Origin of the sequence: Aeribacillus sp. FSL k6-2211 (assembly GCF_037966125.1) — a bacterium.
Lineage (GTDB): Bacteria > Bacillota > Bacilli > Bacillales > Aeribacillaceae > Aeribacillus > Aeribacillus composti.
Window position 1 is genome coordinate 383865 of sequence record NZ_CP150190.1, and the last position, 23239, is coordinate 407103.

General features: G+C 39.1%; 22 protein-coding genes and 2 other annotated features. Of the genes, 17 read left to right on the forward strand and 5 right to left on the reverse strand.

From position 1 onward, the window contains the following. Positions 1-68 precede the first annotated feature (68 nt). From NSU19_RS01925 to NSU19_RS01935, 3 genes are read left to right on the forward strand one after another with little or no spacing between them, the layout of a single operon-like run. Positions 69-1265, forward strand: a complete 1197-nt coding sequence (locus tag NSU19_RS01925) for a Ger(x)C family spore germination protein (protein WP_339198453.1) — start codon at positions 69-71, stop codon at positions 1263-1265. Between the two features lie 26 nt (positions 1266-1291). Next, on the forward strand, positions 1292-2428 hold the full coding sequence (locus tag NSU19_RS01930; protein ID WP_327873190.1) for a GerAB/ArcD/ProY family transporter: 1137 nt from the start codon (positions 1292-1294) through the stop codon (positions 2426-2428). Further along, a complete protein-coding gene (locus NSU19_RS01935; protein WP_144596851.1) occupies positions 2421-3836 on the forward strand; it encodes an FMN-binding glutamate synthase family protein in 1416 nt (471 codons plus the stop codon). The genes NSU19_RS01930 and NSU19_RS01935 overlap by 8 nt, the downstream gene beginning before the upstream one ends. Positions 3837-3842: 6 nt before the next feature. Here NSU19_RS01935 and NSU19_RS01940 read toward each other — a convergent pair whose 3' ends face one another. Continuing rightward, the gene (locus NSU19_RS01940) at positions 3843-4322 is read right to left on the reverse strand and encodes a ferritin-like domain-containing protein (protein ID WP_066247086.1); all 480 of its coding nucleotides are present in this window, start codon (positions 4320-4322) and stop codon (positions 3843-3845) included. Positions 4323-4510: 188 nt separating this feature from the next. Further along, positions 4511-4760, forward strand: a binding site (T-box leader). Positions 4761-4814: 54 nt separating this feature from the next. Continuing rightward, positions 4815-5067, forward strand: a binding site (T-box leader). Between the two features lie 185 nt (positions 5068-5252). Between NSU19_RS01940 and NSU19_RS01945 the strand changes: the two genes are divergently transcribed. Then, positions 5253-6323 carry a branched-chain amino acid aminotransferase gene (locus tag NSU19_RS01945; RefSeq protein WP_063388219.1) on the forward strand — a complete coding sequence of 357 codons (1071 nt, stop codon included), beginning with the start codon at positions 5253-5255 and terminating at the stop codon, positions 6321-6323. A gap of 141 nt (positions 6324-6464) precedes the next feature. Then, the gene (locus NSU19_RS01950) at positions 6465-7259 is read left to right on the forward strand and encodes an HAD-IA family hydrolase (RefSeq protein WP_339199943.1); all 795 of its coding nucleotides are present in this window, start codon (positions 6465-6467) and stop codon (positions 7257-7259) included. A gap of 223 nt (positions 7260-7482) precedes the next feature. Here NSU19_RS01950 and NSU19_RS01955 read toward each other — a convergent pair whose 3' ends face one another. Further along, positions 7483-7803: a thioredoxin family protein gene (locus tag NSU19_RS01955; RefSeq protein WP_063388220.1), complete on the reverse strand. Its 321-nt coding sequence runs from the start codon at positions 7801-7803 to the stop codon at positions 7483-7485. Positions 7804-7963: 160 nt separating this feature from the next. Here NSU19_RS01955 and NSU19_RS01960 point away from each other — a divergent pair, with 160 nt between their 5' ends. Then, complete coding sequence (locus NSU19_RS01960) at positions 7964-9061, forward strand: D-alanine--D-alanine ligase (protein ID WP_339198457.1); 1098 nt, start codon at positions 7964-7966, stop codon at positions 9059-9061. 56 nt (positions 9062-9117) lie between these two features. Further along, on the forward strand, positions 9118-10482 hold the full coding sequence (gene murF / locus NSU19_RS01965; RefSeq protein ID WP_339198460.1) for a UDP-N-acetylmuramoyl-tripeptide--D-alanyl-D-alanine ligase: 1365 nt from the start codon (positions 9118-9120) through the stop codon (positions 10480-10482). Positions 10483-10545: 63 nt separating this feature from the next. Here the strand turns inward: murF and tnpB are convergent, their stop codons facing one another. Beyond that, on the reverse strand, positions 10546-11667 hold the full coding sequence (gene tnpB, locus NSU19_RS01970) for an IS200/IS605 family element RNA-guided endonuclease TnpB (RefSeq protein ID WP_339198463.1): 1122 nt from the start codon (positions 11665-11667) through the stop codon (positions 10546-10548). Positions 11668-11755: 88 nt separating this feature from the next. On the opposite strand from tnpB, the gene NSU19_RS01975 reads away from it, so the two are divergent. The 4 genes from NSU19_RS01975 (at position 11756) to NSU19_RS01990 (ending at position 15683) form a co-directional block, all read left to right on the forward strand. Next, positions 11756-11899 carry a ribbon-helix-helix domain-containing protein gene (locus NSU19_RS01975; RefSeq protein ID WP_339198465.1) on the forward strand — a complete coding sequence of 48 codons (144 nt, stop codon included), beginning with the start codon at positions 11756-11758 and terminating at the stop codon, positions 11897-11899. 371 nt (positions 11900-12270) lie between these two features. Next, complete coding sequence (locus tag NSU19_RS01980; RefSeq protein ID WP_063388241.1) at positions 12271-13650, forward strand: DEAD/DEAH box helicase; 1380 nt, start codon at positions 12271-12273, stop codon at positions 13648-13650. A 136-nt stretch (positions 13651-13786) separates the two neighbouring features. Beyond that, positions 13787-14266, forward strand: coding sequence for a PH domain-containing protein (locus NSU19_RS01985; protein WP_063388223.1), 480 nt, complete (start codon positions 13787-13789; stop codon positions 14264-14266). Continuing rightward, positions 14256-15683 (forward strand): PH domain-containing protein, encoded by a 1428-nt coding sequence (locus NSU19_RS01990; protein WP_063388224.1) that lies wholly within the window; start codon positions 14256-14258, stop codon positions 15681-15683. The genes NSU19_RS01985 and NSU19_RS01990 overlap by 11 nt, the downstream gene beginning before the upstream one ends. Positions 15684-15723: 40 nt before the next feature. Here the strand turns inward: NSU19_RS01990 and NSU19_RS01995 are convergent, their stop codons facing one another. Then, positions 15724-16440, reverse strand: coding sequence for a rhomboid family intramembrane serine protease (locus NSU19_RS01995; RefSeq protein WP_339194041.1), 717 nt, complete (start codon positions 16438-16440; stop codon positions 15724-15726). Between the two features lie 97 nt (positions 16441-16537). Between NSU19_RS01995 and acpS the strand changes: the two genes are divergently transcribed. The 5 genes from acpS (at position 16538) to ndoA (ending at position 20092) form a co-directional block, all read left to right on the forward strand. Then, a complete protein-coding gene (gene acpS, locus NSU19_RS02000) occupies positions 16538-16900 on the forward strand; it encodes a holo-ACP synthase (protein ID WP_063388226.1) in 363 nt (120 codons plus the stop codon). A 123-nt stretch (positions 16901-17023) separates the two neighbouring features. Next, complete coding sequence (locus tag NSU19_RS02005) at positions 17024-18040, forward strand: outer membrane lipoprotein carrier protein LolA (protein WP_165381955.1); 1017 nt, start codon at positions 17024-17026, stop codon at positions 18038-18040. A 113-nt stretch (positions 18041-18153) separates the two neighbouring features. Further along, positions 18154-19308: an alanine racemase gene (gene alr / locus NSU19_RS02010; RefSeq protein ID WP_144596845.1), complete on the forward strand. Its 1155-nt coding sequence runs from the start codon at positions 18154-18156 to the stop codon at positions 19306-19308. A gap of 147 nt (positions 19309-19455) precedes the next feature. Beyond that, on the forward strand, positions 19456-19737 hold the full coding sequence (locus tag NSU19_RS02015; RefSeq protein ID WP_063388229.1) for a hypothetical protein: 282 nt from the start codon (positions 19456-19458) through the stop codon (positions 19735-19737). A gap of 4 nt (positions 19738-19741) precedes the next feature. After that, complete coding sequence (gene ndoA, locus NSU19_RS02020; protein ID WP_063388230.1) at positions 19742-20092, forward strand: type II toxin-antitoxin system endoribonuclease NdoA; 351 nt, start codon at positions 19742-19744, stop codon at positions 20090-20092. Positions 20093-20602: 510 nt separating this feature from the next. Here ndoA and NSU19_RS02025 read toward each other — a convergent pair. After that, positions 20603-21712 carry an IS4 family transposase gene (locus NSU19_RS02025; protein WP_144596560.1) on the reverse strand — a complete coding sequence of 370 codons (1110 nt, stop codon included), beginning with the start codon at positions 21710-21712 and terminating at the stop codon, positions 20603-20605. Positions 21713-21966: 254 nt separating this feature from the next. Between NSU19_RS02025 and NSU19_RS02030 the strand changes: the two genes are divergently transcribed. Further along, a complete protein-coding gene (locus NSU19_RS02030; protein WP_339197155.1) occupies positions 21967-23148 on the forward strand; it encodes an IS701 family transposase in 1182 nt (393 codons plus the stop codon). The last annotated feature ends 91 nt before the right edge of the window (positions 23149-23239 follow it).

The following is a 23239-nucleotide window of genomic DNA, read 5'->3' on the forward strand; positions in this document are numbered from 1 at the left end:
GCATTAAGAATAAAAAAACGAAAAATGCAAATATTAACAAGAAATAAAAATGCTGGAGTTAAGCAAAAATGAAATTCAAAAAGATGCTTTTATTTGCTGTTGTTTTGTTGTTGTTATCCGGCTGCTGGAACCGAAGAGAATTAAACACGATTGCCATTCAAGTGGGTTTAGGGATCGATAAAGAAGGAGACCAGTATGTGGTGACCTCGCAAATAGTAAACCCTAGTCAAATTGCCATGCTGATGAGTAAAGGGGATAAAACTCCTGTTATGACTTATCAAGAGAAAGGTCACACCATCATTGAAGCTATACGGCGAATGACCACTGCTGTTCCAAGGAGAATTTACTCGTCTCATTTGCGGATTTTAGTAATCGGTGAGGAATTAGCAAAAGAGGGAATTGGGGAGGTGCTTGATCTTTTGTCACGCGATCATGAAATGAGAACAGATTTTTATATAACTGTTGCAAAGGATGCCAAGGCAGGGGATATTTTAAAAGTTTTAACAGCGTTAGAAGATATCCCGGCGAACCAGCTTTTTAATTCTCTTGAATTATCAGATAAGCAATGGGCGCCGACAATATCTGTAACTCTTGATCAATTGTTATCGGATTTAAGCAGCGAAGGGATCGAAGTGAAACTGACAGGAATATCAGTAGAAGGCAATCAGCAAGTCGGTGAAACGAAAGCCAATTATGAACAAATTGACCCTGAAGCAAAATTAAAATTTAAAGGAATCGCTTTGTTTCACCAAGACCGATTAATAGGCTGGCTGGATGAACAACAGAGCAGAGGACTTCATTATATTATCGGCAAAGTGCATCGGACGATCGAAGAAATTTCATGCAAGAATGACGGAAAGATAAGCATTGACATTTTTTCTGCAAAAAGCCAGCTAAAAACAAAAATGCATAAAGGCAATCCCGTTGGTGAAGTTCATATAGAGGCTCAAGGAAATGTAGCGGATGTACAATGCAAGCATCTCACAATAACAAATACAAAAACGATAAGAAAGATAGAAAAAAAGACGGAAGAAGAAATAAAACAAGAAGTTGAAAAAGTTCTTTCGAATGTTCAGCAAGATTACCGAGTCGATGCTTTCGGTTTTGGAAAAGCGTTGTATCGGGACGATTATAAAAATTGGAAAAAAATAAAAAAACATTGGAAGGAAACGTTCACTGAACTTCCAATAAAAACTACTGTTGATGTCAAAATACGAAGAACAGGCACGATCAACAATCCTCCGCTTCACAAGCTGGAGGATTGAGAGCAGGGAAATGGAAGGAATTTTATATGGAAAAAGCAAAAATCGATGGGTTACAGATGTTTTCATTTATGTTTTTGTTTCAATTTGGAAGTCTGATTGTCACAGGGCTAGGATTGGAAGTAAAGCAAAATAATTGGATCGCCGTGTTAGTTGTTTCCGGAATTAACATTCTCCTTATTTTAATGATTTACGGTCCAATTTATAATCGTTTTCCAAACCTAACCTTGACAGGAATATTTTTGGAAAACACAGGGAAAATTGTTGGTACAGTGCTTTCAATCATATATAATTTTTATTTTATCTTAATCGCCGGCTTTATATTGCGGGATACTGGGGATAACATCATTAAATATCTTTTGCCTGAAACGCCTCTTGAAGTTGTTTTATTGATTGGAGTTTTACTTATTTCTTATTCATGCTTTTTAGGAATTGAAGTGTTCGCAAGAGTTGCCCAGCTGCTTTTCTTTATCATGATCACTCTAGGGATAATGGGAAATTTTTTAGTGTTTGCCTCCGGAATTGTTGATCCGATACATCTTTTGCCAATTTTAGAAGATGGCTTATTTCCTTTAATCAAAGCGGTGTTTCCGTCTATCATTTCTTATAGCGAAATGGTTGTCTTTTTCATGATACTTCCATACTTAAACAAACCTCAGAACGGTGTGCGAATTGAAACGTTATCGGTTTTATTCAGCGGTTTGGCCGTCTCATGGACTTTTGCATTAACTATTGCAGTGCTTGGGGTGTACGGAACGGAATTAGCCGATCTTCCTTTGCTTGATACAGCCCAAAAAATCAATGTCGGCGACTTTTTTCAGAGAATGGATCCGATTGTCATTTTAACTTTATTTATCGGCCTTTTCATAAAATTAAATATTTTTTTTTATGCAGGAGTTGTAGGAATGGCGGAGCTGTTTAAAAAACAAAAGCACCAGCCTTTTATACTACCTGCAGCGATTATGATTTTTGTCATTGCAATTGTAAGTGCGGAAAATGAGATCGAGAAAAAAGAACTTTTAAAGGAAAAGCTTCCATTGTTCATTGAGCTGCCGATTTTAATTATTATTCCTTGTATATTGCTGGTGATCATAGCCATTCGCGGCAAACGGCAAAAAAGAAAGCATCTACAACCATATTCAAAAGGATCGATGAAGGATGAATGAATTTTTGGTAATAGGTGCATTATTATTAAGTCCCCTTCTGACATATGTGATCGTGTTATTAACTATTCGCCCTCTTATTAAAAAGGCTGTTTCATCATTTACAAAAATTCTCATGGGTGATCCTTATGCGGAAAATGTCTGGGAAATGGTCAGTGCCTTTATGCGGATAAGCCCAAGGATTGTCGTTGAGAACAGCTTGAGGGCTGCAGAAGGGAAAATTATTGACCGCCCGTTTGGTAGCCCGCGAAAATTTCTAAACTTTGACGGACTTGTTTTTTCACCCGCTCAGCTCGCTGTTTTTCCAGCAAAAGAGGACGCAAAAGTGGAAATGAAAACGGTTATTGGTCCCTTGGCCAAAAAACCTCTCACAATTGATATACCTGTTTTGCTTGGCGGGATGGCATATGGTCTTGGCGTAAGCGAACAAGTTCGAATTGCCCAAGCCTGGGGAACAGCCGTTGTCGGAACAGCCTGTAACATCGGTGAAGGGGGATTTTTACAAGAGGAACGTGAACGGGCAAAGCATTTGATCGTTCAATACCACACTGCGAATTGGGGGAAAAATGCAGATGTATTAAAACAGGCAGATGCTGTGGAAATCCATATTGGGCAAGGAGCTTCAGCTGCTGTCCCGGCAAGAATTTCACCTGAATTTTTGCAAGGAAAAGCCCGTGATATATTAGGTTTAAAACCGGATGAGACCGCAGTTATTCCAAGAAGATTCAATGAATGGAACAGTCCGAACGATTTAAGAAAGGTTGTAAAAGAATTAAAACAACTCACTGGAGGAGTCCCGATCGGAATCAAAATTTGTGCAAGCAACAGGCTTGAAGAAGATATTGAATACGGACTTTTGGCAGGTGTGGATTTTATTTCGATTGATGGCGGTCAGGCAGGTACAAAAGGATCGGCGCCGATCATACAAGATGATTTCGGATTGCCGACGATTTATGCATTGACTAGGGCTGTCCACTATATAACAAAAAGAGAAATGAAAGGAAAAGTGAGCTTATTGATTGGCGGCGGAATCAATACACCCGGGGATGCATTGAAGGCTTTGGCGCTTGGAGCAGACGCTGTTTATATAGGAACTGCTGCTTTATGGGCAATGACGCATACACAGGTCGTAAAAACAATACCATTTGAGCCACCGACGGTATTGGCCTTTTATAGCGGAAGAATGGCGGATCAATTTAATAAAGAGGAGGCAGCATATTATTTATCTAATTTTTTAACGTCATTTTCGGAAGAAATACAGGTCGCTGTCAAAGGTTTAGGGAAAACAAATGTTCATGATGTGAACAAAAGTGATCTTGTCGCACTTGATGAAACAACAAGTAAAATTACAAAAGTCCCTTTAGCATTTGATCCAAATGAGACCGCTCATATGACTGGAAGCAAAAATTGATTTCGACTATTTCTTGTTTAGTACGTGGCTAAATCTTAACGCATGTTCAATTTCATCAGTCATGGCTCTAAAGAAAGCATCTCGAATCATTGGATCTTGTGTAGATAAATAATTATCGCGGTATGTCTCATATGCTTCCAATTCTTGTTCATAAGCGATCCGCAGACCTTCTTGGAAATTTCGGAATCGAGTTATTTTTGTTTGATAAACCGGTTTTTTTCCTGTTAATGTTTGATAAAGCTGCGTGAATGTTCGTAAATGTATTTTTTCGTCTTCTAGTGCATGTTCAATTGCCTGTCTCTGTTCAGAAGTTTCCGCCGCCTTTGCCAATCTTGTGTAAAAATCAATAGCACTTGCTTCAGAAGAAATTCCGTTTAAGATAGCCTTCAGTATATTGTCAATGGAGCTGTTGTTTCTATTTTGTCTAATGAAGCTGTGGTCGTAAACTGGATAATAGTAGTTTACATAATGTGTATTAGCATACATGCAAATATCCCACCTTTCATTTTTCTTATGTCAGTTTATTCAGATATAGAGAAAAAGTGATGAATTGGGTGAAATCGAGACGTGTCGGAAACAAATTTTTGTTAAAAACTAAATTCTTATTGACTTAAAACGAAAGAGGTTATATAATCATTTTCAAAATTATTTACTAAATAAATTATTTTCAGATAAGAAAAGCAAAGAAAAGGAGCAGTAAAAGAGGCCGGTGGCGCATAGAGAGCTGACCCGCAGGCTGAAAGGTCAGTCGTTCACCACTCTTTGAAGGTCACCTTGGAGCTTTGTTTTAGAAATAGCGCAAGCTAAAGTATAAAGCAACGGTTCTTCCGTTATCAAGAAAAGTCATGTACGTGACTTGCTGAGTCTGTATTTCGCGAGGAATACAGAAAAGTTGAGTGGTACCGCGAAAAACTCGCCTCAACAATCCAATATTTCTTTTTGGATTGGGGCGAGTTTTTATTTTGATAATTTCATATGAAAAAGGTGAGGAAAAGGAGCAGTAGAAGAGAGCGATGACGTATTAGAGAGCTGACCCATAGGCTGAAAGGCCAGCCGTTATCTCTCTTTGAAGATCGCCTTGGAGCCTTGTTTTAGAAATGGCTTTTTGCCAAAGTATAAAACAACGGATCTTCCGTTACGAAGAAAGTCATCTATGTGTGACTTGCTGAGTCTGTATTCTGTGAGGAATACAGAGAAGCTGGGTGGTACCGCGAAGCATCTCGCCCCAGCAATCAACCGATGTTTTATGCGTTGGTGATTGCTGGGGCATGTTTTTTTAATTGGCTATGTCGCCATGCTGCCCGCTAAAAGAAAAGCCCGATTTAGCCAATCAAGCATTCAATAAAAATTGGCAACCAAATAGGTCTAGTCAGCAGCGCACAATAAAATTAAAATAATGAGAAAGGATGGATGAACATGAATCAAGTTATTGAATTTATTAAATCGGACCGGTTAAAAGAGAAGCCTGATCTTGAGTCGTTAGGATTTGGAAAACATTTTACAGACCACATGTTTATATTGGATTATAATAAGGTGCAAGGGTGGCATTCCCCTCGTATAGTGCCGTTTGAACCGTTGGTGCTCTCGCCGTCAGCAATGGTATTTCATTACGGGCAAGCAATTTTTGAAGGGCTGAAAGCTTATAAAACGAATGACGGTCGCACATTGTTATTCAGACCGGATAAAAATATAGAGCGATTGAACCGCTCTTGCGAACGAATGTGTATTCCGCCCATTGACCCTGATTTAGTATTGGAAGCCATTGTGCGGCTTGTTGAAGTGGAAAGAGATTGGATTCCAAATAAAGAAGGCACTTCTTTATATATCAGACCGTTCATCATTGCAACGGAACCATATTTAGGAGTTAGACCAGCAAGCGAATACAAGTTTATGATTATCCTGTCGCCAGTTGGAGCTTACTATTCAGGCCGTCAGCTCGTTCCTGTAAAAATTTATGTTGAAGATGAATATGTTCGCGCTGTACCGGGAGGAGTTGGTCATGTTAAAACATCCGGAAACTATGCCGCTAGCTTATACGCCCAAAAAAAAGCGGAGGAATTAGGATACGATCAGGTGCTCTGGCTCGATGGAAAAGAAAATAAATATGTAGAAGAAGTTGGAAGCATGAACATTTTCTTCAAAATCAACGGTGAAGTGTACACGCCAAAATTAAACGGAAGCATTTTGAGCGGTATAACAAGAGACTCCGTTATCCAGCTAGTGAAAGATTGGGGAGTACCGGTGCATGAAGAACGCATTTCAATAGAAGATATCTTCAATGCCTACAAAAACGGGGAATTGGAAGAAGTTTTCGGAACAGGAACAGCAGCGGTAATTTCGCCGGTCGGAGAGCTGAAATGGAATGAGCATAAAATGCTATTGAATAATTCTGAAACAGGCGAGTTTTCTAAAAAGCTTTATGAAACGATCACGAACATTCAATACGGAAAAGCGGAAGACAAGTTCGGCTGGACGAAAGAGGTATAATTCAATTTTATATTGATTTCAAATAAAATTTATTAAGGTGCCATCCATCTTTATTTGCTTTCGAATCAGAAATATTGGCAGTGTCAAAAAATTGTTTTTAGGTAAGAATGGAACAGAATATGGAGAGGAGATAGATGATTGATTAAAGCTGTTTTTTTTGACTTAGATGATACACTTCTTTGGGATGAAAAAAGCGTCAGCGACACATTCCAATATGTTTGCACCACAGCCGAAGAACAATACGGGGTTGATTCAAAACAGCTTGAGGAAGCGGTTCGTCAAGAAGCGAGAAAATTGTATGAATCTTATGAAACATATCCATTTACAAAAATGATTGGCATCAATCCGTTTGAAGGCCTTTGGGCAAATTTTAGCGAAATCGTGCACGAACAGTTTGGGAAGCTTAATCAATTGGCGCCTGTTTACAGAAAAGATGCTTGGACGAACGGTTTGAAGGCGGTCGGTATAGATGATGCTGAATTCGGGGAAAAGCTGGCTGAGCTTTTTCATGCAGAACGGCGCAAAAGACCGCTCGTATATGAAGATACATTTGAAGTATTAGAACAGCTGAAACAAAACTATCGTTTGCTTCTTTTAACAAACGGGGATCCAAGCCTGCAAAAAGAAAAGATTGCTAGTGTTTCTGCTCTCTCATCGTATTTTGAGCATATTGTCATTTCAGGTGAGTTCGGCAAAGGTAAGCCTGATCCGTCAATTTTTGAACACGCACTAAACTTAATGGGTGTTCAAAGCAATGAAGTGGTAATGGTTGGAGACAAACTGAGCACTGACATACTTGGGGCATCACGGACAAATATCCGGTCTGTTTGGATAAATCGAAAGCAGTTGGAGCTTAGCGGAGATGTCACTCCAGACTATGAAATCAGCCAATTAAGAGATTTATTGACGGTTTTAGAGGATTTAAAAAAGGAATAGAAATACTTTGATAGGAAAAGAATGAGGCTGGACTGGATGAAAAAACATCCGAAGTCCAGTTTTTTTAGATTCGTGCTTTTTATGAAAGGGCTGTCTTAGAAAATCAAATCGCCATTGAAAACAAAAAATCATAAACACCGATATATCAACGTTTCTAAAACATTCATGGGGGCGTCAATAAGCCGTAAAAACGACTTATTAGACACCCCCAGCGGCTTTTTCTTTATTTAAGATGCGAGCCTAAAAATTCTTTCACTTCCTCAGGTGTTTTTGCGTATGCGCTGTGCAGATGAGCGATTTTTTCGTTGTTTTTAAAAATTAAAATGCTTGGAATTCCCATTACTTGATATTTTTCAGCTAGGTCGGGGAATTGATCTTTATTGATCTCATACCATTCATATTGACCGTATTCTTCTAAAATGTCGCCGATAAACATGTCCATTCTTTTGCAATCAGGGCACCAATCGGCAAAAAACTTGATGATGGTTTCTTGATTGCTCTGAATCACTTGTTCAAACTGTTCTGCTGTCTCTATTGGCTTCATTGGATAACCCCTCCTTCCTTCGTATTTATTTTAATTCATGGTAAAGAAGAAGTGAATTTTTTTCTCCCGCAAATAAATTGTTCGGCAATGATAACAAAAACAACCTATATAATGATAAAATAAAACAGATGATTTTTTTCAAAACGGGAGGAAAAAATAAATGGCAATCAAACTGGCGCTTGTATATGGGGGCAAATCTGCCGAGCATCAAGTATCATTACAAACAGCTCGGGCAGTAATAAACGCTCTCGATAAAAATAAATTTGACATACATCCAATTTACATTACGGAGCAAGGGCAATGGGTAAAAGGAAAGCAATTGAACGGTCCAGTTGAAAGAGTAGAAGACTTGAAGTTTCTAGCGGGAAATTCCGAAGCTGGAGAAAAAGGTGAACATTTGCCGGTACCTTTCAGTCAAGAGCTATTTAACGCTCCAGGAAGCGCTGATCCAGTCCATGTCGTATTTCCGCTATTGCATGGACCGAATGGTGAAGATGGAACGATACAAGGAATGCTGGAATTGCTGAATATACCTTATGTTGGGAATGGAGTTTTGGCTTCAGCAGCGGGAATGGATAAAATCATTATGAAAAATTTATTTGCCCAAGCAGGACTTGCTCAGGCAAAGTACGTTTGGTTTACGAGCAAAGACTGGGAAAAAGATAAAGAGAAGGTTTTTCAAAAAGTCGAGGAGCAGCTCGGGTATCCTTGCTTTGTAAAGCCAGCCAACCTCGGCTCAAGCGTAGGTATCAGCAAGGCAAAAGATCGGCAATCGCTCATTCAATCTATTGAAGAAGCGTTTCTGTATGATCGGAAGCTGATTATTGAAGAAAGTATTGATGGAAGGGAAGTTGAAATCGGAGTAATTGGAAATGACGAACCGATCTGCTCTGTTGTTGGGGAAATTGCTCCGAAAAAAGAGTTTTACGATTATAAAGCGAAATATGAAGACGGAGATACGGAGCTCATTATTCCAGCTGACATAACGGAAGAGCAATATGAACAAATCAAGAAAATGGCGCTGAAAGCATTTAAAGCTATCGATGGTTCTGGACTTGTTCGGGCAGACTTTTTCTTGAGAAAAGACGGAACACCGTTGATCAATGAAGTGAACACAATGCCTGGATTTACGCCGTTTAGCATGTTCCCTCTTTTATGGAAGCACAGCGGCATCGATTATCCGGCGTTGATTGAAAAATTGGTTCAGCTTGGAATCGAGCGATATGAACTAAAACAGAGAATCAAGTATACTATTTAAAGATCGTTCTTAGGGCGGCTGTGTAAAGCCGCCTTTTGAAAGGAGAACAAAAAAGCATGATAAAACGGCAATTATCAGCAATTAAGCAGATGGCAAACAACGCAGAATTAAAAGAGGAATTTGAGAAGATTACCATCGAAGGAGTAACGACTGATTCGCGGAATGTCCGTAAAGGAAACTTATTTGTACCCATTATTGGCGAAAAGTTTAATGGACATGACTTTGTCGAGAAAGCGTTCGAAAATGGTGCTCATGCCTCCTTATGGTCTAGATCAGTCCCGAATCCGCCGCAAGACAAACCATTGATCATTGTCGACGATACCTTGGCAGCATTGCAGCAGATTGCTTCTCACTATTTGTTGGCAGTAAACCCAAAAGTAGTAGGGATTACAGGCTCTAATGGCAAAACAACGACAAAAGATATGATCGCATCGGTTGTGGGCACTCGGTATCGCGTGCATAAAACGAAAGGGAATTTCAACAACCATATCGGTCTGCCTTTAACAATATTAGATATGCCTGAAGATACAGAAGTGGCCGTATTAGAAATGGGCATGAATGCTAAGGGAGAAATTGAATTATTATCATCAATTGCACGTCCTGATATAGCCGTCATTACCAATATCGGCGATGCTCATTTACAAGATTTAGGCTCTCGTGAAGGGATTGCGGAAGCAAAGCTTGAAATTATAAAGGGTTTAAAAGAGAATGGAACGCTCATTTATCATGGTGATGAGCCTTTGTTAAAAAAAGACTATTCATGTCAAACCGTAACGTTTGGAGAAAATAAAAACAATAATCTTTTTCCGACATCAATGGAGCTGTTGGGTGAAGGAACACGGTTTCGCGCCAATATAGCTGAACAGCCTTTTTTTATCCCTGTTTTAGGCCGTCACAATGTTTTAAACGCATTGGCAGCGATCGCTGTTGGAGAACTGCTAAAGATCGGACTGGATCGTATTGAAAAAGGGCTTCGCGATTTGAAAATAACAAACATGAGACTTGAATTGATTCAAACGAAGAACGGTCTGTCCATCATAAATGATGCATATAACGCGAATCCTACAGCGATGAAAGCAGCCATTGATCTAGTCCATGGTCTAAAAGGATATTCGCAAAAAATTCTTGTCTTAGGGGATATGCTGGAGCTTGGCGAAAGAGAAGTTGAACTTCATCAAGAAGTAGGAATGATGCTGTCTGATCAAGAAATTGATCACCTCTTTACATTTGGAAAACTCGGAAAAGAAATTGCCGTTGGTGCAAAGAAAGTTATAGATGAAAGAAAAATTCATGTGTTTTTTGACAAAGATGAACTCATTCATGAATTAAAGAAAGCTCTAGGCTCAAAAGATCTTGTGTTAGTGAAAGCGTCCAGAGGAATGAAGCTGGAAGATGTTGTTCATGCATTAATGAAAGATTGAACTACCACTAGGCTAAAGCCGCAGTGGATTCTTAGGTAGAAGGTTCTAACGAACCTTAATTTACTAAGCTATCCCCGTAGTTCCTACGGTTAGAAGCCTTATGGCTTCATTTTTGATATTGATACTTGCGTTAATATCTCGGTCATGATGGGTATAACAATTAGGGCACTCCCATTCACGCAACGCAAGATTTTTAACGTCTTTGTTTTGGTAGCCACAACACGAACAAAGCTGACTAGATGGAAAATTTTTCGCCACCGTTACAACTTGCTTTCCGTACCACTTTGCTTTGTACTCTAACATGGTTCTGAACTGTGACCATGATATTTCACTGATTGCCTTTGCAGGATTACCATTTTTAAGCATATTACTAACAGACAAATTTTCTATCCCGATAATGTCGTGGTTTTTGACAATCTCGGTTGAAATTTTGTCTAAATAATCCTTACGAGTATTGGCAATCTTTTCATGGATGCGAGCAACTTTAATTCGTTGCTTATTCCAATTAGAACTACCTTTCTTACGTCTTGAAAGAATACGTTGTGCTTTTGCTAATTTCTTTTCTAGCTTACGAAACCATTTAGGGTTTGTATATTTTGTTCCATCAGAAAGAATAGCGAAGTCCTTTAAGCCAACATCTATGCCAACGGCTGAACCTGTTTTCGGCAACTCTTGTACTTCTGTTTCAACCAAAATGGACACAAAGTATTTGCCACTTGGATTTCGTCTAACAGTCGCACTAAGAATACGACCTTCTACTTCTCGACTTTTGGCAAACTTAACAAGACCAAGTTTAGGTAGCTTAATTTTGTTATCTATAATGGCTATATTTCCGTTTGTATACTTAGTCGTGTAAGATTGAACCTTATTCTTCTTAGACTTGAAACGTGGTTTATCGTTTTGTTTCTTGAAAAAACGATTGTACGCATCCACAAGGTTTTTGAGTGATGATTGAAGAGCGATGCTGTCTACTTCTTTTAACCACACTAATTCCTTTTTTAGTTGTGTTAATTGAGAAGAACAAGCGTTATAAGTTAATCCTTTACCTGTTTCCTTGTAAATATCATTCCATTTTGCTAAAAAATGATTAAATACAAATCGACAGCAACCAAATGTTTTATTAATTAATATTTCTTGTTCTTTGTTTGGGTAGATTCTAAATTTATACACCTTATTTATCATCATTGATTTTCACCTCCCTGTTTGTGTATTATTATAATATACATTGATTATATCATGTATTATTTTAATACACAATGGGGGTTTTAAAAAAATGTCGCAAGTTTTGAATATGCGTTATCCAAAAGAGTTACTGAAACGAATTGACGAATTCAAAGAAAAGAAAGGTTTTACAACTCGTACCCAAACAATTATTTATCTCATTCAATATGCACTCGAACAGTTGGACAAAAATTAGGGCTTACATCCCCTAACCTAAAGGTATAGGGGTTTTACGCCCACCTTATAAAATAAAATAAAACATCATTTTGCTTGTGCTTTTGTTTTTATGCTTTTTTATCTATAGTGCGGTAAGTTGAAATAGATTGATGGAAATGGTATGATAACACCTGCGGTGAATGGATAAAAATCCCTATGCGTACTTTCCAGCAAAAATCGGAGTTTACACTATTCTCACGACTATGATAAGCTTACAGTTTCTAGAAAATACGCACAAGAGCCTTTTTATCCAGCAGCGCTTAATAAAAGTCTTAAAGGAGTTTGGAAAAATTGACAAATTTGTTTCACCAGTTCGGGTTGAGTCCGGAGCTGTTAAAATCAATAAAAAGAATGGGCTTTGAAGAAGCGACTCCCATTCAAATGCAGGCGATCCCTTTAGGCTTGAACAATAAAGACATCATTGGACAAGCGCAAACAGGGACAGGAAAAACAGCAGCTTTTGGCATCCCTTTAGTAGAAAAAATTAATGTTCATGATTCAGCTGTTCAAGCGATTGTGATAGCCCCAACACGGGAACTTGCTATACAAGTATCAGAAGAGTTATATAAAATCGGCTATGATAAACGGACAAGAGTATTGCCGATTTACGGAGGCCAGGACATTTCCAGGCAGATTCGGGCTTTGAAGAAGCCTCCCCACATCATTGTTGGAACACCTGGAAGGTTATTGGATCACATACGGCGCAATACGCTGCGGCTTGATTCTGTGCACACTGTCGTTTTAGATGAAGCGGATGAAATGCTCAACATGGGGTTTATTGATGATATTGAGCACATTCTTTCAAATATTCCTAGGGAGCGTCAAACCCTTCTATTTTCTGCGACAATGCCTGGTCCAATTAAATCAATTGCAGAACGCTTTATGAAAAATCCGACTCATGTCCGTGTAAAAGCGAAAGAAGTAACGGTTCCAAATGTGCAGCAATATTATTTAGAAGTGCCTGAAAAACAAAAATTTGACGTTTTGACAAGACTTCTTGATCTGCAATCACCGGAGCTTGCGATTGTGTTTGGCAGGACAAAGCGCCGAGTGGACGAACTTTCTGAAGCATTAAATGTCCGCGGCTATTCAGCAGAAGGAATTCATGGCGATTTAAGCCAAGCGAAACGCTTATCTGTTTTGAACAAATTTAAAAATGGAGCCATTGATGTACTTGTTGCAACAGACGTAGCAGCCAGAGGGCTTGATATATCTGGTATCACCCATATATATAATTTTGATGTACCTCAAGACCCTGAAAGCTATGTGCATAGAATTGGAAGAACAGGACGGGCTGGGAAGTCAGGAAAAGCGATGACGTTTATAACCGCAAGGGAACGCGGTATTTTGGAAACCATTGAGCATACAACAAAAAGAAAAATGGATCGAATGCGTCCTCCTACTTTAGATGAAGCACTAGTAGGAAAACAAAAAATGACGGTCGAAAAAATTTGCTCTGTAGTGGAAACTGAAAATTTAGATCAGTATAAAAATTTTGCTGCGGAGCTATTGGAAAAATATGATTCCGTCCCATTGCTTGCAGCAGCTATTAAAATGTTAACGAAGGAGCCGGATACGACACCTGTAAAATTGACGGAGGAACCTCCTCTCCCTATGAAGAAAGAAAAAAGCAGAAATAAACGAAAGCTTGATTTAAAAAACAAACGGGTTGGACGGAAACGCTCCTTTCATTCAGCAAGATCGACAAAAGGATCGGCTAGCCCAAAATAATTGGAATGAAAAAGAATAATCAGACATGGAAAAAGAGGCATTCCAAAACTTGGAGCTGCCTCCTTTTTATATATTTGAAACTTTTTGCCTAAATGAAACGTAATTTTTTACAGAAGGAGACAAGGGAGGGAAAAACTTGCGGCGCGAACCACAAAATCGCATTAGTCCTAAAGCTGTTACTGTATGGAAGATCACTGCGGCTATTTGGAGCATCGTTGAGTTGCTGGTGATCATAGGCATATCTTTATTGATATTTTTTTTCAACTGGCCGAAATGGATTATTCCTATATTGGCAATTATTTGGTTGGTGTCTTCTATTTGTTCCATTTTCATTTTTCCAAATATTCGGTTGAAAATATGGCGATATGAAGTTCATGAGAATGAACTGGATTTGCAGCATGGATTGTTTACAGTTACCCGTGTGCTTGTTCCAATGGTGAGAGTTCAGCATGTAGATACCTCACAAGGACCGATTTTAAGAAAATATAACTTGGCGACTGTAACTATTTCCACTGCAGCAACGGTTCACGAGATTCCTGCCCTGGAAATGGAAGAAGCGGATCAGCTTCGCGATTATATCTCGAAATTGGCACGGGAGGCGAAGGATGATGTATGATCAGAAAAGATTGCATCCCGTAGCTGTTTTAGTGAAAATTGCGAAGGCGATTAAAGAAATTATAGTAACGAATATTTTCTTGTTTGTCACAAACATAGGAAACATCCGGTCGTTTTTATTGATCGGAACGATTCTAGCACTTATACTCACGATCATTTCCAGTGTGTTAAATTGGTTGAAATTTACTTATCGCATTGAAGAAAATGAATTTCGTGTTGAGCAGGGCGTTTTTTTAAAAAAAAATCGATATATACCGATTGAAAGAATTCAATCCATAAATGTAACCGCCGGTTTCATCCAGCGCCTCTTCGGTGTAGTGAAGCTTGAAATCGAAACAGCGGGCGGCATGGGCGAAGCAGAGGTTGAACTTAGCGCCATACGGAAAGAAGAGGCAGAACAGATTCGGACAATCATCAAGGAGCAAAAAAGACAAATAGCACAAGGAGAAGCAGAGCAAGACAAACTGGAAGAAGGAAGGGTTCTTTACAAAATAAGCTTTAACGAACTGCTTATTACTGCAGCAACTTCAAGCGGCTTAGGGGTTGCTCTGTCAATCGTAGCCTTTTTAAGCCAATTTGATGAAATTATTCCGTACGAAAAAATATTTGACAAGCTGGAATGGATTGTCCATGCAAGTGTGACGATGATTGTCATCTTATGTTTGATTGGTTTGATCATTGCGTGGATTATAAGCTTTATCGGGGTTTTACTCCAGTACGGAGATTTTACAGTTCGAGAAGAAGCCGGACAAATTATTATTTCAAGTGGCATTTTTGAAAAAAAACAGATTTCTATACCAATAGATCGTATTCAAGCAATTAAAGTAACAGAAAATTGGCTGCGCCAGCCTTTTGGATATGCAACTGTACATATTGAATCGGCGGGAGGAGGAAGTGACAAGGATGTCGAGACCATTTTGTTTCCGTTAATTCGGAAGAAACAAGTTAAAGAAAAGGTTGAAAGCTTTTTCCATTTGACGATAAACGAGACACTGCACCCGGTTCCGCGGCGTGCGCTGTCCAGATTTTTGCTCCGTATGCTGATTTTATCACTTCTCATAGCCGTCCCTTTATGCTTGTTTTTTAAACCATGGGGCTACTTATCACTTATTCTCATTCCTTTTGCACTGGTGCTCGGATATTTTCAATATAAAGATACAGGTTGGTATTTAAATGGAAAAGAATTGACGCTGTCTTTCCGCGTGTTGAATAAGACAACCGTCTTTTTCGAAAAAAAGCGGATTCAATCATTGGAATTGAAACAATCCTATTTTCAGAGACAAAAAGATCTGACTTCTGTTCAGTGCAGTATTATTTCCAAGTCTACTGGAAGCTTTTTTGCTGTTAAAAACCTCGAGGAAAAGGACGGAATGGAAATTTATAAATGGTTTTCAAGAAGAAGTGAAGGACAAGTTTAGAAGCTCCCATCTCTCATGTGGATGGGAGTGATTTAAATTTTTACAACACATATAAAATAGCCGCAAGTATAAAAACGAAAACAAAAATCCATATCGACCATTTTTTGAAAAATAATTTCATTCCTTCCTGCCGAACCGGTTGATGATAATACGTATAATGAATGAAGCTTGGTTTTTTGCGGACAAACACTTTACCTAGCAAAAATCCAGCCAGAAGTCCTGTTACATGTGCAACTACATTGATATGGGCATCAATAAAGGACAGTACGAGAGCTATGGCTGTAACCGTTAAGATCATTTGAGAGTTTTTTTGATCCATATATTCCTTTCGGAAAAAACAGATGAACATGTACGTGCCCAAAATGCCAAAAATCGCCCCTGAAGCTCCTGCATGAGAATAATCCATTGGCATGATCAAATAGGTTGCAATGTTGGCTATAATGCCTGATGCACTGTAAATGACCAGAAAATAAATTGACTTTACCATTCGTTCCAGCGGCGGGGCAAAAATAACAAGTGTGATTGTATTAAACAAAAGATGGGAAAAGCTAGTATGCAAAAAAATTGGTGTAATGAGCCGCCACCATTCCCCTGAATGAACCCCTGCATTGTATCCGGTTAAAAAAGAAAATAGAAGCGTAAATATTGGGAAAGAAAGTTTCATCATAATCCATAACACAACATGTATGCAGCTTATGATCGTGACAGCAGGATAAAGGCGAATAAAAGTGTGAAGGCTTTCTGTTCTGCGAAACATGTGAATTCTCCTTTTCAACAGGACAAGTATTCTATAATCATTTGTATGATTTTCAATTTATAAATAGTACAGTAGAAAATTAAAGGGATGTGATGGTGTGATCGTTGGGATTGGACTTGATATCGTTGAAATGGACAGGATGAAAGATATTATGGAGCGGAGATCCAACATTATTGACAGAATCTTATCGTTTCGCGAAAAGGAAATCTTTAATAAATTGCGGGATTCAAGACAATTGGAGTTTTTGGCAGGCAGATTTGCCGCTAAAGAAGCATTTAGCAAAGCATTAGGGACAGGAATCGGAAAGACAGTGGGCTTTTTAGATATTGAAATTTTACATGATGAAAAAGGGAAACCGATCATTGTGCAAAATATTACATCAGACCGGGTGTTTGTGACAATCACTCATTCAAAAAATTTTGCTGCTGCGCAAGTAATCATTGAAAGCCTGTCAAGCTAGTCTGCATATTTGCTGACCTTGCCTCATATAGTTGTAATGCGGTAGGGGAGACAAGTCAGAAATTGTTCACTGACTCTTCAAAACTTCCTAGTGACGCTAATTGAGGCAAAGGGGTTGAAAAATTTGACGAGAGGCGTAAAGCTCGTGATTGTCTGTCTGCTTTTTGTGGGATTAATATCTGCATGTGGCGTAAAATCAAAAGAAGACGTTTCAAGTGCATTGAACAAAAAAATTGAAGAATTAAAAGGCTATAAGGTGAACGCCAAAATGACGATCAAAACAGCGGAAGAGCCGCATGTGTATGAAGTGGAAATTTGGCACAAAAAGCCCCATTATTATCGAGTGCTATTAAAAAATGATGACAGGGATCAAAGCCAAATTATTTTAAGAAATGATGATGGGGTATTTGTTCTGACTCCTGCTTTGAACAAAAGCTTCCGTTTCCAAAGCAATTGGCCGCAAAATTCGAGTCAAGCTTACCTGTATGAATCGCTTGTCCAAGATATATTGAAGGATAAAGAAGCGAAATTCGAAGTCGGGGAAAAGAACTATGTATTTGAAACAAAAACCAATTATCAAAACAATCAAATGCTCCCATACCAAAAAATTGCATTTCATAAGAAAAATTTGACACCTTCATATGTGAAAGTGATGGATGTTGATCGGAATGCGCTTGTTTCTGTTGAATTTTCCAATTTTGAATCGAATCCAAAATTTGATAAAAATGCCTTTGAAATAGAAAAAACGATGTCCAATGCCCAAGTGGATATTCCTGTTTTGGCTCAATCAGCGAACAAACAATTTGCTGTTCTTTATCCGCTTAAGGAAGACTTGCCGGAAGGTGTCGATCTCGTCCAAGAAAAAGAGCTGAATACAGATAGCGGAAAACGAGTAGTATTAACTTACGGAGGCGAAAAATCATTTACTCTTATTGAGGAGCTTGCGGAAGTTTCACCAGTTACCTCTTCAGAATTTGTCAGCGGAGAGCTGGTCGATTTAGGGTTTGCAGTTGGAGCGCTGACCGACAATTCTTTAACATGGACATATAATGGTGTGGATTATATGCTCGCTTCAAACGAACTGACGCAAGAAGAAATGATTGCAGTTGCTCGTTCTGTACAAAGCCAATCAGGGAAGTAGTAAAATTGAGCGGCAAAAGAAACGATCTTCTGCCGCCTTTTTTATGTACTATTGTTTAAAAAGAAACAGTGATATAAAATAAACAAAACGATATCGTTGGAGATGAAATTAAGATGCAGAACTATTTCCGAGATACATGGGCAGAAATTAATTTAGATCATATTGAAGCGAACATTCATGGATTAAAGGAACATTTGCCGAATGAAACTGAAATTATTGCTGTTGTGAAAGCTAATGCTTATGGTCATGGAGATGTGGAAGTTGCCCAAGCAGCATTGTCAGCAGGTGCTGCTAAATTAGCAGTCGCTTTTCTAGATGAAGCATTGAAATTGAGACAAGCAGGAATAAAGGCCCCTATCCTCGTTTTAGGAGCGGTAAGACCAGAAGATGTTACAGTTGCAGGAGAAAATGGGATAAGTGTGACTGCCTATTCAGCTGAATGGCTGGAAAGTGCTGGGAAATATTTAGGGAAAACATCAGTCAACATCCACTTGAAATTAGACACAGGTATGGGACGGATCGGAATAAGAGATAAAAAAGAACTCGAACAAGCCATTTCGCTCATAAAGGGACAGCAGTTATGTCGATTAGAAGGTATATTCACTCATTTTGCCACAGCAGACGAACACGATACAGCATATTTTGAACAGCAATATGAACGTTTCCTGGAATTATTGCAAATCGTGGATACAGACGGTTTGATTATTCATTGTGCTAACAGTGCTGCGACTCTTCGCTTTCCAACAAAAACTTTTAATGCGGTTCGCTTTGGCATTTCCATGTATGGTTTGGCGCCGTCGGAATTTATCAAAAGCACGCTGCCTTTTCCGTTATATGAAGCCTTTTCTTTACACTCAAAGATTGTTCATATTAAAAAAATAAAAAAAGGGGAAAAAGTAAGTTACGGAGCAACATACGCAGCGAAAGAGGAGGAATGGATTGGTACGGTTCCAATCGGTTATGCTGATGGATGGATTCGAAAATTGACTGGTTCGGAAGTTCTTGTCGATGGAAGGCGCGTTCCTATTATCGGGCGCATTTGCATGGATCAACTGATGATTAAGCTTCCGGAAAAAAAACCTGTCGGGACAAAAGTGACACTTATCGGTTCACAAGGCAATGACATGATTTCAGTCGATGAAGTGGCCAAACGGCTGGAAACGATTAATTATGAAATTCCATGCATGATCAATTGGCGGGTTCCTCGGATTTATATAAGAAATGGTGGCAAAACAAACGTAAGAAATCCTCTGCTTACTGAAAAATGAAGAAACTTGAATAAAATATTCATATCAATGCCGATAATATTGAAGAAATTATTTGAAAAATGGCTTTGCTTCAACGAATATAAATGTTAATATTAATATTGGAATAAAATGATTTCGGCTTTGTAGGAACGGTGGAGGTGTATTTTGGTGTCTGAATCCAGCTCAACAACGGAAATTATTGTTCGATTGCCACAAGCACTTGTTTCTGAATTAGATGGAATCGTGAAACAGGAAAACGGAAACAGAAGTGAATTTATTTATCAAGCAATGAAAATGTATTTGAGAGAGCGTAAAAAACGCCAAATTCGCGAGTCAATGAGACGCGGTTATATGGAAATGGCGAAGATCAATCTAAATATTGCATCGGAGGCTTTTCTGGCAGAGTATGAGGCTGAACACACCGTTGAACGCTTAGTTAGCGGGGGGTAATCTTTTGATTGTTAAACGCGGCGACGTTTATTTTGCTGATTTATCCCCTGTAGTTGGTTCAGAGCAAGGCGGCGTTCGTCCAGTTTTAATTATCCAAAATGATATAGGGAATCGTTTTAGTCCAACGGTGATCGTAGCCGCTATTACAGCACAAATTCAAAAAGCAAAATTGCCGACTCATGTTGAAATTGATGCGAAAAAATATGGATTTGAACGGGATTCGGTCATTTTGCTTGAGCAGATTAGAACGATTGATAAACAACGGTTAACGGATAAAATTACCCATCTTGATGATGAAATGATGGATAAAGTGGACGATGCCTTACAAATCAGTTTAGGCCTGATCGATTTCTAATATTTTTTACGTATATTTCAACGATCTTTTCAAAAGGACTGCCTGCAGGTAGAATGTTTAAAATAAATAAGATTGAAAAAATGTCCACAGTTGCGAAACTGTGGTATTTTTGATTTTTGCGCAAAAATGAACAGACGTGCTGACAAGCTGCATTCGCTTTTTTAAACGACGAAGCATTTAAAAACAGCATCTTCCATAGTCGAGAAGCGAAAGGAAGATTTGCCGCATTCCCTTTATAAAATAGCTGTAAGCAATGCATGCGACAGCATTAGCAGATATTGTGGAAGAAAAATGATAAAAACGGGAACATATCTATAATTTTTTTTTATTTTTCTACAGTAGCGTTGCATAAAAAATAAAAACATTTTATGCAGAATTTTCTGAATAAAATATTTTATAATAAACGAAAAACAAGGCAGTAACCAACTAAAGGTGATCACTATCCATTTGGTAATAAATGTATTTGTTTTATTGTTACATGGCTACTGCGCTTCGCCGACTTTTTTCAACTCATTCCCGTTGAATTCGTTCCACCCACACGGTACTTGGTTTCCAAAGAAAAACGCGAAGCCAACGATAAATCTGGGTGAGAGAATGTTTCGATTTCATTTCAAGTTGAATAAGAATGAGTAAACAGTAAGAAATCAGAGCTAAGTAAACCTGATTTTCTACAGCTTCTGGACTCGTTCCATAAAGATGTTTGAGTGTTAAACGTTGCTTAATCCACTTAAAAAATAGTTCAATGGCCCATCGAGAACGATAGATATCACCAAGTTCTTCTGGATCTAGGTCGAATCGGTTCGTAATGATTCGAATTCGATTCCCGTCCGAATCGAATGTTTCGATTAATCGAAAGACATTTTCCGTTCGTTTTTGTGGTGTCCCAATGACCACCATCGAATCAGATAAAATAGAGGAATTGGATGGGACAGAGAACGATTCAAGAAATCGAACATAGGCATTCTTTTTCAGACGGGAGGCGAAAAAGAGGCCTTTATCACAGTAATAATCGAACTTTTCGTAGTCTACATAACCACGATCAAACACGTACATGGCATCTGTTTCGTCGATCAGTTGTTCCATTTGTGTTCGATCATTGTTCCCTGCTGGGGTCATGACCATTTTTTCCGGATAAACCGTATCTTCATTGACAAACACCAGTCGTAAATGAACCTTAATTCCCGACTTCGTTTTGCGAAACGTAGCCCATTGATATTTTTTCAGATTCAGTGAAATGGTCGTAGAATCCACGATTTTTAAGCCACTCACCTGACTGGAGGAATTCGTGGACATCTGGCGGATTTGATTCACTAAATCCAGAAAGATTTCTGCGAGCAATTCGGGTTTTACTTGGCGATGTTTTCGAGAAAGTTGTGAAGCACTAATAGATGTCAATCCTAATTCTCGCTGAAAATCATCCAGTAACGCATCATCGGCGATGGCGCGCAGTCCTTCTCGTTGTTGAAGTTGAGCATGCAAAAACAAAAGTAAATACGCTTTTGTGGTTAATTTTTTCGTATATTTATCTTGTTTCATCTCTTCAATTCTTTGTGTAAATTTAACAGAATTGAGAGGAGTGACCCATTTACCAAATGAAGAAAATAGTGTATCCTTGTCCATAGGCTTCATCCTTTATATTGGATTTGGACAGGGACCACCTGTACCATCCATTATAAAGGATTTTTTTATGGACTTTTTTCAATTCGGAATTTTCGAATTAAATTAATGCAACGCTAGTGATTTTTCTATAAAACAGTAGATGAGCAAAATCACTAACATAAATTTACATCGAAACAAAAAAGGAGACATGAACCCGATTCCTTGGTTAGAATAGATGTGCCAACAAACCATTCACACAAGGAGGTTCATGTCTCATGAATAGATTAGCACATCATCAAGGAATCCACAAGTTTTTCACGATGTTGGGGTTGGCACTTTATTTTTCAAAACCTGTCATGAAGCATCTCGTTCATATCGTGGATGCGATGATCACGAAAGGCTTTTCTGGAACGTTGACCGATCTTCATCATTGGAGCTTTCACCCCAATCATCGAACGACACTCAGCCATTTTTTCACGAAAAGCCCTTGGGATGAAGAGACGCTGCTTGGCAAACTCCAGCAATGGATGCTTCATCGTGTCGAACGGATCGCCAAACAGAAAAATCAACCCCTTTTTGTTTCGATCGATGATACGATTTGCCAAAAAATCAAGCCTTCGTCACGGGCAACGCACGCCATTCAAGGGTGTGATTGGCACTATTCTCACACAGAGAAAAAGTCGATCTGGGGACATTCTCTTGTTTGGCTCATGGTTCATACGATGACCCAGGCTTTTCCCTTTGCGTTCCGCCTCTACGACAAGGCGGCTGGGAAAAGCAAGGGGGAACTCGCGATCGAGATGCTTTCTTCTTTGGATGTACGCCGTCCCGTTTATGTGCTGATGGATTCGTGGTATCCATCGCAAGCGCTCGTGGAAGCCTGTCTGAAAAAAGGATTTCACGTCATCGCGATGCTCAAAACGAACCGGATTCTCTATCCGAAAGGCATCGCCATCCAAGCCAAACAGTTTGCCCGCTATATCGAACCGAACGACACCCATCTCGTCACGGTGGGAGAAGAGCGTTATCGCGTGTATCGCTACGAGGGATCGCTGAAAGGTCTCGATGATGCCGTTGTGTTGTTGGCTTGGAAAGCCGATCAGCCGATGACACCCGAACATCTTCACTGCGTCTTGAGCACCGACCGGGAGCTAAGCGATGAAGAGATCTTGCGCTACTATGCCCAACGTTGGTCGATCGAATGCTTTTTTCGACAAGCGAAAGACCAGCTGAAGCTCGATGGGTACCGTGTTCGTCATCGTCGGGCGGTGAAACGGTATTGGATCTTGGTGCAACTCGCTTATGTGTACAGTATGGTCGAGTCCAACCGGGATTTCTCTACTGGGCTTGATCTTCTCCGAACGAAGAAAGGGCATAGTCTCGTCGAGTTCATTTACCATGCAGCGAAGCAAGATATTCCCATTGATGTTGTCAAAAAACAGCTCCATGTGGCATAAGGGGTACCCTGTTTGTCTCTTTTGGTATGGTAATTATTGTTATGAAAATTGCTCATCTACAGTATAAAAGTTGAAAAGGCAAAGTTTTTGA